Origin of the sequence: Thermofilum sp., from assembly GCF_038871435.1 — an archaeon.
Classification (GTDB): Archaea; Thermoproteota; Thermoprotei; order Thermofilales; family Thermofilaceae; genus Thermofilum; species Thermofilum adornatum.
The window spans coordinates 1-12,891 of record NZ_JAVZIC010000013.1 but is presented as its reverse complement, the minus strand read 5'-3'; the positions used below and the strand labels follow the sequence as shown (position 1 = coordinate 12,891).

The following is a 12,891-nucleotide window of genomic DNA, read 5'->3' as shown; positions in this document are numbered from 1 at the left end:
ATAGTACTACTATTTTCATCCAAATATATGGCTTCACTGAACTCGCTCGGCGACAGCCCTGAGAGCTCTATCACAGCCTTCATAATCACATGTGAAATTGAGTGAACGACAGTCGACTCGCTAACCTTAACTTGTTGCTTAGCAGACGCTATTTTATCAGGATTAAGTCTGAAGAGCACACCCTCCGTGATCATATCTCTACCTATTAGTGTTACATCACCATCGCTTTCAACTATTATAGGCAATCTTCTGCTACGAGGCATAGAAGCGCTTCCCAACAAGTAGAATAAAGTGATGAACCATACCTTAAACTTGCCATAAATTACTTGGTCAAAAAATTCTCCGCCCAAGTCTTTTGTGAGATCTTCTGTCTCTTCTTCCTTATTGAATACAGCTAACGAGAAAGGCTTGGTGAGACCCTCTGAAGGTAGTGATGGAACTCTCTTGTATCCTTCTTCATTCCTGAACATAACAATCCCCCCACTGTTTTGTCTGCATAAGTTTTCTGATCCATAGTGTTGACAACTTCTGTCATTCCATGGACAGATGTACTGGAGACTGTAGATAGGTCTATTAGGGTTCGAAGGCTTTACTCTCTTCAAGTCATTATGGATACTGCAACGAATGTGGAGGAGATAGTCCGTAGGTGTTATAATGAAGTAGTTTGAGTTTTTATGGGCAAGGCTGATTATATATGGATAGCGTCTCTGGCCGTAATCAATAGGAGTGCCTACATATGCATGGACCAAACTCTTTCCACACCTTTTACATTTGAGGCTATTAATTCTGAAGGCATCATAGACAGTCCCACAGCTGGGGCACCTGAGGAATTTAAAGTTTCCTATATCGCCAACTATTAACTCTGCGTGGACAGTCATAGGCTTATGAACGCTTGCTCTGCCTGCTTTTACTTTGTCTAAAACATATTCAAGGGCGCTTGATAAGGATGGATTTCTAGAGTATGCTTTAGCGTAGTAGCTTATCATCTTTTCAAACTTCTCTAAGGGGCTCATAGCTCTACTCACCTTTGTTGGTTTTAAGGAACTCCCTGATGGGAGTGATGCTCTTCGAACTGATATCTGATACCATGAAGAAAAGACCTCTATAAGAGACTACCTGCCCTTTAAGAGCGTGTCTCAAAATATACCTGAGTTCTCTAGACCGCTGTGTTTCCTCTGGTGGTATAAGATTTTCTAAAAAATATTTTACCGCAACCTCCTCATCAGCCGCTCTCAGCGTGTACAGCCTATCTTCATAACTCACTGTCAAATCCTTAAGCGTTCTTATGTAACTCCCTTTTGCTTTTATGTAATTAATTAGCTCTTTCACTTCTTCTTCTACTAGTTTGTCGTAAATTTTAGGACTCAAGTCTATGAGTGATTGTATGCTCCTAGGTTTAGTGTTTAACGCTTGTCTGTAATTTGCGCTGTCCAAAATGCTTGTCCACGCCTCAGAGGCTTTATGTCCTGCACTCAGAGTTCCCGCTACAATCTCGCAAGCCTCTTTCATCCTATGTCTACTACACAGTAGATTAATTGTAGCAGCTAGCCATCTTTCGGTTGCTCTTCTCACAGCTTCTATATTAGACGGACTGATCAATATCATCTCTTTTTCTATTGCTTTTTCTCTAAGGTTCTCGTCGTAAAGAAGGGCATAATTCTCGTACAATGTATAGTTGTGCGGAAGATCAGGGTTGAACACTATGAAGACTGTAGCGTCTCTCTTACGCCCAGCCCTGCCAATTCTCTGAACAAAGCTGGTTATTTTTGTGGGCATTCCATAGATTACAACGAAGTCCACAACTCCGTAGTCTACGCCGAGCTCTAAAGTGCTTGTAGCTACTAGCCAGTGTATCTTGCCTTGCTTAAAGTCATTCTCCACCTCAATTCTTTTTCCCTCATAATCTGTACTGTGGCCGTCGACAACGATGCTTTCCGAAACATCGAAGCTGTTTCTTAAGGCTTGTATTGCTTCATTGCTTTCTCCTAAAGAATTAGTGAATACAACCCCTCTAAGACTTAAAGCACTTCTGTTCGGCTTATCTTTGCTCACCCTCACCAGCTCTTCAAGCATTCTAACCATAGTAGCATCTCTAGTGTACGTCTTAGGCATTATGAATACAAACGTCCTCTTATGGGCAGGGTTTAGGTGCCCTCCTCGGCCTGTTTTAGCCTGGATTACACGTATCTCATCGGGATTCTTTATTCCTAACAAGGAACTGGCGAATTCCTTAACCCTGCCTAAAGTAGCGCTGGAGAGTATGAACAGTGGTGTATCTTCGAGCACGTGGTTCAATAGAGATAACATGTGGTGTACCTGCACACCGAAGCTTCCATAAATCTGGTGAGCTTCGTCTAAAACTACCACCCTCGGCTTAGGCAGTTTCTGAATATTTTCAATGCTCTTGCTCCCGCAAGCAGGACACTTCCGGACATTCAGCGCAAGCGGATACGTGTATTTGCAGTTTTGACATCTGGAATATGGGTATCCGAAGAGCCCCCACTCATAGGCGAACAGTGATTTTCCTCCACTTCTGCTGACTCCCGACAGCATCCTGTTTATCATATCCTCGTCTGTTATGAGGAAGTTCGGCGGATCATAGTAAATTTCCTCACGCGTCTTCCTCATAGCTGCATTTAGAAATCTGGCAAAGTCACAGTCTTCCTCACATTTCGCAATTGCTGAAGTTTCATTAGGAAGTGCTGAAATTTCTATACTTATGCTTTTTTTGTGCTCAGGACATGTTATCGGCAAGGTTGTTGGCTCAGCTTCCTGTCTGGTGACGGCCTCATTAATGATGGGTGTGTTCCCGTGAAGAACTCCGAAGCTAATCGTAAAGCCTGAGGCCTTCTGAAGGTAATACAATAAGTGCGCTATTTCTTCGACTTGATCATTAGCTAGAGCCTTGGTTGGATATGTCAAAATAGCTGTTACTCCCCTCTCAGTGGTGCTGTCTTTGCACAGCCTTTCATATGCTGTATATATAATCAGCGGAATGAAGAAGGCTAGGGTTTTGCCGCCCGCAGTCCTTGCCATTATCGACACGGCCCTGCAACCCTCTGAGGGGCCAAGTAAGCCCAAGCACGTTAAAACGGTTTCTATAGATTCCTCTTGATATTTATAAAACTTCTTTACGCCAATCACATCTAGAGCTTTTGCTAGTGAGTTTACAACTGAGGCAAACCTCTTGCTCTCCTTGCATGATGGACTAAGCTGGCTGGCAATATAGCTCAAGAAGTCCCCGGGACTCCGCTCGCTTTCCTCAATTGGGTGCAACACTTCCTCTCGAACGTCATAATCTCTCAGCCTAATAGTTCTGTCGTTCTCTACCAATACTAAAGTATTTACGGGGTGAGCTCCAGTCATCCCGTATTCATTCCATTTTACTCCATGAGTCCATCCGCCAGCAAATCTTAGGATGCCCTCAACTTCCATTAGGTGACCCGAAATCCACCTGTTGCCGCTACTGTCATATATGAACAGCCTGTGCGGATTCTCGCATGAATGCTTAACTAGCTCTCTATCCCCTCTGGCTACACACCCTAGATTCAGCAAGTACGCCTTGAGGAAGTCTCCACATGTGCCGAATACTAAAGCGAAAGCTTGATGGCATGAGCCTTTATATTTCTTCTGCCGTCTCTCAAGCTCAAGAGATAAGTTAAGCAATCCAGGCCTTATTGGCACTTTAATAACACTCAGTTCTACCTCAGCGTTCCTTGCAATCTGTTCCTTAATCACTCTTTTTAAAGAGTCTTCGCCGAGATTCTCGAGAGACTCTTGAGACCCAAATACGGCGATTGTCAGATGACATTGAGAAGACAATTTCTCACCATCATGGTTGCTCAGCTTCTCTAAGACGTTGGTCTGCCTCCTGATTTCTAGTACTACGTCAGTACCGGCTGTTTCCCTGCGAATAGCCCCTATCTCCACCTCAACATAGCTGTCTTCTCTCCACTGACTCCGCTCTTCGGCGTCGGCATCCAGCCTCACATAAAAGGTGAACCTGACTTCAGCAACGCCAGCCTCTTCTCCTGTCCTGTGTACTAAAACATCTGAGCCGAACATCCATCCAGGAAATCTTGAGACCTGAATGGTTTCGGCCTCCTCCATGAAGGCCTCTTCATCTTCGTCTTCAAACTCAACATTTTCAAAATCTCTACATATATTCCTCCAAAGTGAAGAGTAAACATACTTGTCAGGCGGTGCCAGTACCGAAATGTGCGGGTTTTCTGGGTGATGTCTGCTCTTGAGAAATTCAATAACATCCTTAACATTTTTACTGTTAATCACTATCAGTCCCAAAGAATATAGTGTCTCATAATATTTAAATTATTAACGCACTAGAATTAGTTTAAGGCTGTGTTACAAGCGTCAGTAATAACTGTTGCTAACGCTTTGCTAATTAAAAATTTTTAATCTAAAAAGCTGAGAATGGCGGGTGCGTCTTTTTAAGACTGCCCAGAACATTGTAAACTCTTAAAAATTTTAGGTTTTCATAGTCCTTCAAGATAGGCATTCTTGATCAAAATCTTTTTTAATTTCCCTTAATTTCACGTAGCTATTTTTATTGTAGAAAGCAGGTGTGTCCTGAGTTTGCAAGAGCCTGCGATATCTTTCTAAACACTTTAAGGACGTTGCTGACATCTTTGGTGGAGAGCTCGACAAAGGCACAGTCTAAGCAAGTTTTTTTAAAAAAGCATTGTCTTATTCCATACTGTGAAGTCAGGAACTGTGGAGGGTTTAGGAGGTGGGCAAACTAAAAACCGTCTCGCTTTTTTCTGGAGCAGGAGGTCTCGATTGGGGCTTTAAGGAGGCAGGCTTTGAAATACTGTTTGCAAATGATGTTAAGGAAGCAGCCGCACTTACATATTCGCACAACTTTGGGCTAAAATTATCGCGCTGCGGCTCTCAGAAGCCTTTTGCTCCTGCTCCCGGAGAAGTATTGGTTTGCGATGTTGAGAAAGTGGACTTTGCAGAAATTGAGAGGCAAAGCGTAGATGTTGTGATAGGCGGACCCCCCTGCCAAGACTTTTCGGTTGTCAGAGGAGCTGATGATAAAAGGAGAGGCATAAATGTGAGGAGGGGGAGGCTCTATGCATACTTTGTTCGCGCACTTGCCGCGTTGCAACCTAAGGCTTTCGTTTTTGAGAACGTTCCGGGCTTGGTGAGCGCCAATAAAGGTCTTGCATATAAAACAGTGGTTGAGGACTTTCAGAAGCTGAACCTAAGGTGGGATGAGGTAAGGAGGGACGCTCAAATAAGGAATGATATCAACAACATTCAAGGATATTATTTGGTGTACTCGGGGATCGCGAATTTTGCCAATTTCGGCGTCCCCCAGCAGAGGAGGCGTCTGATAATTATGGGCTTAAGATCTGATCTCATAAAACATGAAGGCAGGCTTCTGAAGGAGCTTAAAAGCATGATTGAGCACACAATTGCTGAAAAGAGCCGAATCTTCATGAAGTACCCCCTCACGCCGATCGAGGTTTTTGAGGGAAAGCCCCTGCCAGACCTTCAGCTTGAGTATATAGAAGCTATGCGGAAGTGGGAGGGGGTGTGGGACAACGCAGGTACAGAATATGCAAGGAGGTGGAAGGAGGAGGTTTGGGACAAGCTTTCAATGGATATAGTGAAGGACTACCTCACTGCTAACGGAATAAGCAGAAGCGAGCTTGAGCTTGAGGAGGCTTGGGCACAGCACAAATCTGTATTAGAGGAGCTGAAGTATTTCGGCAAGCCTGTGTGTTTGGATGCTGTGATCGATGGAACATGCAGTCAGCGAAACAGTGGTAAGGAAGTGCGAGAGAGAATGAAGAGAATACCGCCGGGCAAAAATTGTGAGTTTGTAAAGGGAACCGAGTGGGAGGTGGGGGGAATAGGTATAAGCCTCTTGTACAGAAGGATCCACCCGCTTAAGCCCAGCTACACTATAGCGGCGTATGGTGGGGGAGGAACACTAGGCTACCACTACGATAGAGATAGAGACGCTCTAAAGCTGAGGGAGAAGGCCAGACTCCAGACATTTCCAGACTTATTTGTTTTCCTAGGAAATAGAATAGAAATAAGGGGACAAATAGGGGAAGCGGTTCCCCCGCTTGCTGGAAAGAGGATAGCAGAAATGGTTAAGGAGATTTTGAAAACTGTTGAGCAGGACTAAAGTCTTGTCAGAATGCTTCTCCTAACTTATTTTGATTTCCGGCATGCTTGCTTCCACTTCCTCAGAATATCTGAGACCTTCCACTTTCATTCGGGATTTAAAAGACTACACCATCCCATGAATTTGTTTAGATAGAGCTTAACAGCACCCTTCCTTCTTGATAAAATTCTCCCCTCAGCGATCAGAACTGCTGAGCAATCCTGCTCTATATTTGTATGCATGCTCTATGTCAAAAAAAGCTGACTGAAAAAGCTAGAATGTTGATAAAGCCCTGCTTAGCGTTCCATAATTTATCATTCTTCAAAGCATATGCTCAGCTCCTTAGTTATGTCGAAAATTTTGTACGTAATTACATACATCTCCTTCAGAAAAGCGATAAAGTGATTTCTCGACGCGCTTCCACGAATCAGCGGAAGATGTCGATGTGTCAAGCTGAGCATAGAATATGTCCAGCCACATTCTCTGGAACTTAATTATCTCTATGCTTGTTCTGAGCTTCAACTTCTTCCAGGGTTCGCCGAATATTGCTTTTTTGTAATACATAATGGCAGAAACCTATAGGTTTTCACTTTCCTGAAGTCCGGCTAGATCTCAATGCCGAACCTGATTTTGATCCGCTAAATGAAGGAAATCTTCCTTAAGAAGCATCTTATAGTGTTAGTTCAGACCTTCATTAGATCCCTCAGTCTTGATGCTCCTTAGTCTATTGCGACTATTCATGGAACCAGACTGAAAAGCTTGCAAAGCGGCTCTTAAGCAATCTTCCCTAATGAAGAGTCGATAGCTAAAAGAAGATTCTTCACTTATCAAGAAACCGATCTGAAGCACTCAGCGTCACGCTCTTTTACAACCCATCACACAGTCTGCCGAGGAAGCTGTTGCAGGGCTTCTTTGCATAGCTTTCTCTTTCCTGAAAACGGCTGGTAGCTCTTTTTAAGCTGGCACTGCTCAACCGCTTTTCTGCGGTCTTCTCATCAAGAGAAGTCAGACCAGCCACCGTTAAGCAATCCCAAGCTTGATAAAAAAACTTATTATCAAAAGAGTATAATTTCTTGGGGATGCCTGCAGGCATGGAGAAAGCCGAAGTCTTCAGAAAGAAGATTACCGAGTGGTACCTATCTCACGGCGACAGCAACCTGCCTTGGAGGAGAACCAGAGACTCGTGGGCTGTGCTTGTAGCAGCATTTCTGCTACGTAAAACTACGGTTAAGCAGGTGGCTGAAGTTTATGAGGAGTTCCTGAGGAGATATCCAAGCCCTCGCGCAGTGCTACATGCCGATGCAGATGAAATTAAGACTCTCATAAAGCCTCTGGGCATAGAGAATCAGAGATCGCAAGATCTAATCGAGCTCGCCAGGCGCTTGGTTGAAAAGTTTGAGGGAGCAGTGCCGTGCTCTAGGGAGGAGCTTGAGGAGTTGCCTGGGGTTGGAGACTATATAGCCTCAGAGGTTCTCCTAGCTTCATGCGGCAGACCCGAGCCTCTGCTGGATAGAAACATAATTAGAGTTCTGGAGAGGTTTTTCGGGCTAAAGTCAGCTAAGAAGAGGCCCCATACTGACCCTGCTCTGTGGTCCTTTGCAAGAACGCTGACCCCTCAAGATGCGGAGAGGGCAAGGTCATTCAGCTACGGAGTCCTTGACTTCGCAAGGAAGGTCTGCACTGCCAGGAAGCCGTATTGCGACGTATGCCCGCTCAGCGATCACTGCACCTACTACTTGAGGGGAATGCATACGGAACGGTTTTTAGGATGCCACACCTGCAGACATGCTAAAAGCAAATATAACAGCTGAGCCCAGCTCTAAACATGGAGACTGGCTTAATAAAGGTGGAGACGTTGAGCCTAGTATGGAGAACAACTCCTTACAGGTTCATGTTGTCAGTGTAAGTAGACCGAGAAAAGTTTTGATTAGGTATGGCGAGGCGGCAGTGGCAAGTGCCGTGGTGGGTAACGAGACAGGCGAGATAGTTCTCAACATCTGAAGGACCAGGTGGATCTAGTTAAGCCAAGCTGCATTGTAAAGATAGAAAGGGCGTTCGCCGAAGTGTTTAAAGGCAGGACGGAGCCTAATGTCGGTAAGAAGAGATCAATAACACTGCTGAAGAAGTCCTGATGACTCTTGTGAGGCCTCATCGAGCCTCAGATCGAAATTGCCGTAGGAGGTGCAGTGCTTTATATGCTGTGTATTCAATTATTCTTCATGATGGTGTAAACGCGGGATTCACAGAATCTCCTGAGGAGGGTATCCATCGAGCAGTAGAAGTCTTCGCAGATGTTTTGGTCTGAGTTGCCTTAAGCATTGCTTTGTTTCTGTTTTATGGGGTTTCCATGAGGCACAGAAGTCAATTCCTGTCAACTCCTCATTGACCAAGAACACTTGCTGACTTTGCTTCTAATAATAACTGTCATTCTTGGCTTTCTTGGTCTTTACAAGTTAGCACATTTACTTCTGTTTAGGCTATAGTGACCCGCTCAAAGAAACAGCATTTGTAATCACTGGATTGGCGATATTGTTCTTACTCGTCAGGATACAGAACAAGCTAGTTGCAGAAGTCTCCGGAGAGTATACTAAACTAATCGCTATAACAGCTTCCGGCATCCTTGTATCAGTGCTAGCTTACCTCATTCACTAGTACTACAACTAAAGCTTCTTCATGAAGTCTAGGAAGTGAAAACATAGGTAGCTGATTTTTCAAATTAGATGACTGAAGTTCAGGCATCGAAGCGAGCCGAGTGTGAATGCTTAAGTTTATATAAAGTGGTAGCATAATCATTTTAAGGGATAATGATGAGTACTGATTATTCCAGGATAAATAGGAGAGAAGAGGATGATGTGTTTGAGGAGTTGAAGTATCTTGATGATTTGGATATAGCTATTATACTGACTATAGGTTCTGAGAAGTTGAGTCACCTTAAGATTCAGAAGATTGCTTTCTTGGCTTCTAAGATGCTTGGGTTGGAGAGCGATGCTGTTGGGTACGCCTTCGGCCCCTTCTCTGAAACAATTATGGAGAAGCTCACGACTGGATACCTCTCAGACTATATCGTTAAGGAGGGAAGAAACTACACGCTCAAAGACCGAGGGCTGAAAGTCTACAAAGCGCTGAGCAGGAAGCTGGCAGAGAGAGGGAAGGAGAATGAGCTGAAAGCCATAGAAACCCTTAGAAAACTGCCAGAAGAGAAAATCCTGCTACTGACTTACCACCTATACCCAGAACACACGAAAGAGTCCAAAATAATTGATATCATAGAACGCATGAAAAAAGAAATGAAAGAGAAGTACTCCAAACTCGTTAGAATAGAGCGCCCGCAAGAAAACGTGGTGGTGCTAGAGATAGATGTCTGATGACAGATCTGAGCTCCGGAACGATTCCCCGGCAATGCAGCTCTCTATGAGCGGGACTTTTAAAACTCTTAAGGAAATTTTTCTGCGATTCAATTTTTTGAAATCAAGAAAATATATCTTAGAAAGGATCAAGCTTGGGGAGAGCAAAATGCTTTATGTTGATGGCAAGTTGATATTTGTTAGAAGGTTAATGGATGGCAGTTTAAGGATAGCCATGGTCTATGATGACAATGTGTTAGTGTTCGAGCTATGATTCACGACTACTCGGTAAAGTTAAAGGATATAATAGTTGAAGAACCTAAGTACATGGTTCGACGTGCAGAGCTAAAAATAGGAACCTCGATTTCAATAGATGAAAACATGAAGATACTTCGAACCCCTCTGAAGAGTTTAGATCTAAAGCTTCATGAAGTGTATCTAGAACTTAATGAAGGTAAGATAAAAAGAATAGATAGTGATAATAGAGAGAAAGACAAATTTATTTCATATCTAAACAAAAAGATGAGGAATGATAAAGTAAATGTGGTCGTTACGAACGTTGTTTTCTATGGTAGCCCCTCTCAGGAACTCCTGGAGGAGGTCCTGGAGTTCTTTTTGGACATCATATGTAGTAATATCTTCACAAGGCTTGTCACCCCACCTAAGCTAATCATTAAGGAATCTTTCAAAGGCAAGGAAATCGTGGATGGGGATCTAAATAAGCAATACTTCCTAGATTTCCTGAAGTTAATGAAAGGACAATCAGTCGCTGTAAAGCCTTTATACTTTATTCCAAGCTACACATCAAGAAAGACATTACCAGATCTCATGAAACTTTACATCGACGCTTTCGGACCAGACGGTATTTTCGTTATTGATATGAATAGGGGGAGATTCACGAATGGAGGATATGTCACTGTTGCTCAGATCATAAGACTAATGAGGACAGAGTACAGACACGAAGATTACGGTATATATTTGTTCAACCATAAACCTCGAAAGAAGAGCGGGAAAGAGGTGCCCTCAGAAGACCTCATCGCAGTGTTAAGCGGAACCAACCTCATAGGGAATCTACACAGTAATATCCCGTTGCCTCCGAGAGTGCTTGAGATAATGAAGGAAGAAACAGCAGAAAAAACAAAAATACTTAACGATGTGGACTTCCTGTACTACCCTCTTGATAGAGCTCCTAACAAAGCCGATTTCACTAAGTTCCTAACCAAGGAAATAGGCGTAGGAAGCAGCAGTTTCAGATTCTACCATGTAAACCTTTACAATGACTTAATAACAAATATCGCCATACGTCAACTAAAAGCTGAAGATGTTATACGCATTAAACTGTCAAGCCTGAAGAGAGAGGAATTCGTAAAAGAACTATACATTAGCTCCCGAAGAGTCTTCGACATACTCAAAAATAAAGACCTCAGCAATGCCTTCTAACAACAACTCATCCTTAAATTAGAAACGAAGGGAATGAACCAGAACCGACACTTTAGGCAGATTTTTATCTAGGGAAGGCCCTTATCCAAACCTTAACTATACCTCTCCGCCTAACCCATACATGCTGGTTAACTCGTGAGGTGTACTAAAGCCCAGATACTGATACTCTACTAGAGAAGATCAAGGAAAAAACGCTTGACGAGAAAGACAAGCAACTCCTCTAAGACTGCATCGAAAAAATAAAAAAACAGCATGGCTGGATCTCATATCACAGCTCTGACCTTCATGCATTAGATTAAGTTTGCTTAGAGGTCTTTTTTTTCTATTCAGTAGTTTCTTTATATTCTTTCTCAGTAGCGCTTGTTGTTGAGATTTGACCTTGTGAACTATTAAGTCTCTCTTTATTGACGTAGTTATCAAGGATAGTTATTATCTTCATAAACTCGGGTCTTTTTTCATCTCCTCCTATCGCTACCTTTAGGTTCTAATACTCTCTCCACGCCAGATTCATGGAGAGTAGTTAAAAGAGTTGACATATTTCTCCTGATCTCTTCAGGCAAACTCTCCAGCATAAGCCAGCTATGATTACAGCTAGCACTGGTCTTGTGAATTCATTTCTTATGAAGAGTCTTCCTAACTTAATTACCTTATATACAAGATAGTTAAGCAAAGCCACATAATAATACGCCTGTTTCAAGCTCTTGCACTCTACATAAGATATAGCATACGGGAGACAGCCATGCTTAAATCTTTAGGCGCACATGCCGTAAAATGTCCGTTGCGTCCATGTATAGATAATAAGATTTTGGTTTAAACAAACCAATGTGCGCTTTTAGCTCTTCGAATAAGGTTTCCGGCCTTCTTACATCCTGCGACGTCGTGGGATCTTGATTCTCTTCTATCATCTTCCTCAGAAAAACCTTCAACTTATCTCCTCCTAGTTCCGACAATTAGACACTATATGTCATACACTTGAATGGGTTCACAAACCTCTTATAATACATTTTTGAAAAATACCTTTCCATACTGCTTCATTAGCTCGATAGGTATCTGGTATGTTTTACCAAGGTTAACGAGCTTTATAGATACAACGTTGCTGTCTTCCTTGTAGTTCTTTACAGTAGCCCTGCACAATCCTGCTAACCCTATCTCCTTTCGCTGTAGAACAAACCACTAATGTATCCTTTCTCTGGAACAACTTTCATAACATCCAGAGCCTCAATTATTTTCTTCGAGCTCTCCATAGCCCAACAAAGAGTTGGTTTAATGTACTCATCATAATTTGTCTATAGCTCTTCCACGTTAGCTAGGTCTTTGACATCCTCTAGTGTCTTGTCCTTATGGATGTCCCTCACACGCCAATCTGTAAAACCTATAACCGGCGTTCTCATCACCTTCTAAGGTTTTCCTGATCACGAGGAGCGCTGGATAAACCCCGTGTTCAAAATCATCGTAGTCTAAGTCCATTAGCTTTGCATTACAGCTCTTCTCGCACCTACTCTTTATAATGCTATATGTAAGGTATTCTTCCTAATCTCCGGAGCTTCTCAAGACAATACCCAGAAAACCAGAGAAAAAAGAAGAATAATGATAATACTTAACGTATTAAAGATACTAGAAGTGTAAGCGGTCTCAAGTTCAGGGACGACAAAATTCTATGCCCGAGACATGGCTGGATCCACCACGTGGTTCTTGAGGACGGAGAGTGCTGTACTTGGTTGGAAGCGAGCCCCTTTCGGGGCCAAAGACATCAGAACAAACATACAAAAAAGACCTTGAGAAGATAAGGGAGGGACAGAAGAAGCTGGGAAGACAATATAGGAGGAGGCAGGCAACCAGATATCACGACCTAGGAAGAGTAGGAAGCAGAAGAAGAATAAATGGCTAAAAGAGCAGTTAAAAAAGATGAGTCATGCATTCTGGTAAAGCGTGTTAGGGGAAGCTCTGCGTTTGCTAGTGTATTAGACT

11 protein-coding genes are annotated in these 12,891 nt (G+C 43.0%); 8 read left to right on the top strand and 3 right to left on the bottom strand.

Annotated features, from left to right (window positions below):
• Positions 1-1,013: hypothetical protein (locus QXT17_RS09615; protein WP_342815840.1), on the bottom strand; the 1,013-nt coding region annotated here is incomplete at its 3' end.
• A 4-nt stretch (positions 1,014-1,017) separates the two neighbouring features.
• On the bottom strand, positions 1,018-4,290 hold the full coding sequence (locus QXT17_RS09610) for a DEAD/DEAH box helicase (protein WP_342784830.1): 3,273 nt from the start codon (positions 4,288-4,290) through the stop codon (positions 1,018-1,020).
• A 457-nt stretch (positions 4,291-4,747) separates the two neighbouring features.
• Between QXT17_RS09610 and QXT17_RS09605 the strand changes: the two genes are divergently transcribed.
• The 7 genes from QXT17_RS09605 to QXT17_RS09575 all read left to right on the top strand — a co-directional run bounded on the left by QXT17_RS09605 (position 4,748) and on the right by QXT17_RS09575 (position 10,923).
• Positions 4,748-6,160: a DNA cytosine methyltransferase gene (locus QXT17_RS09605; RefSeq protein WP_342784832.1), complete on the top strand. Its 1,413-nt coding sequence runs from the start codon at positions 4,748-4,750 to the stop codon at positions 6,158-6,160.
• Between the two features lie 1,070 nt (positions 6,161-7,230).
• The gene (locus tag QXT17_RS09600) at positions 7,231-7,950 is read left to right on the top strand and encodes an A/G-specific adenine glycosylase (protein ID WP_342815839.1); all 720 of its coding nucleotides are present in this window, start codon (positions 7,231-7,233) and stop codon (positions 7,948-7,950) included.
• A complete protein-coding gene (locus QXT17_RS09595; RefSeq protein WP_342815838.1) occupies positions 7,925-8,140 on the top strand; it encodes a hypothetical protein in 216 nt (71 codons plus the stop codon). The genes QXT17_RS09600 and QXT17_RS09595 overlap by 26 nt, the downstream gene beginning before the upstream one ends.
• Before the next feature lie 519 nt (positions 8,141-8,659).
• Entirely contained in the window at positions 8,660-8,791 is a 132-nt protein-coding gene (locus tag QXT17_RS09590; protein WP_342815837.1) for a hypothetical protein, read from the top strand.
• A 152-nt stretch (positions 8,792-8,943) separates the two neighbouring features.
• Entirely contained in the window at positions 8,944-9,504 is a 561-nt protein-coding gene (locus QXT17_RS09585; RefSeq protein ID WP_342815836.1) for a hypothetical protein, read from the top strand.
• Complete coding sequence (locus tag QXT17_RS09580) at positions 9,497-9,757, top strand: hypothetical protein (RefSeq protein WP_342815835.1); 261 nt, start codon at positions 9,497-9,499, stop codon at positions 9,755-9,757. The genes QXT17_RS09585 and QXT17_RS09580 overlap by 8 nt, the downstream gene beginning before the upstream one ends.
• Complete coding sequence (locus QXT17_RS09575; RefSeq protein ID WP_342784840.1) at positions 9,754-10,923, top strand: hypothetical protein; 1,170 nt, start codon at positions 9,754-9,756, stop codon at positions 10,921-10,923. Before QXT17_RS09580 ends, QXT17_RS09575 begins: the two co-directional genes overlap by 4 nt.
• 993 nt (positions 10,924-11,916) lie before the next feature.
• On the opposite strand, the gene QXT17_RS09570 is transcribed toward QXT17_RS09575, so the two are convergent.
• Positions 11,917-12,057, bottom strand: coding sequence for a hypothetical protein (locus QXT17_RS09570; RefSeq protein ID WP_342784842.1), 141 nt, complete (start codon positions 12,055-12,057; stop codon positions 11,917-11,919).
• A gap of 571 nt (positions 12,058-12,628) precedes the next feature.
• Between QXT17_RS09570 and QXT17_RS09565 the strand changes: the two genes are divergently transcribed.
• A complete protein-coding gene (locus QXT17_RS09565; protein WP_342815834.1) occupies positions 12,629-12,811 on the top strand; it encodes a hypothetical protein in 183 nt (60 codons plus the stop codon).
• Positions 12,812-12,891: the final 80 nt, after the last annotated feature.

Excerpts from the sequence above, each read along its gene's own strand:
- QXT17_RS09600 (WP_342815839.1), top strand. The coding sequence starts at position 7,231 with ATGGAGAAAGCCGAAGTCTTCAGAAAGAAGATTACCGAGTGGTACCTA.
- QXT17_RS09595 (WP_342815838.1), top strand. The coding sequence starts at position 7,925 with ATGCTAAAAGCAAATATAACAGCTGAGCCCAGCTCTAAACATGGAGAC.
- QXT17_RS09585 (WP_342815836.1), top strand. The coding sequence starts at position 8,944 with ATGATGAGTACTGATTATTCCAGGATAAATAGGAGAGAAGAGGATGAT.
- QXT17_RS09580 (WP_342815835.1), top strand. The coding sequence starts at position 9,497 with ATGTCTGATGACAGATCTGAGCTCCGGAACGATTCCCCGGCAATGCAG.
- QXT17_RS09575 (WP_342784840.1), top strand. The coding sequence starts at position 9,754 with ATGATTCACGACTACTCGGTAAAGTTAAAGGATATAATAGTTGAAGAA.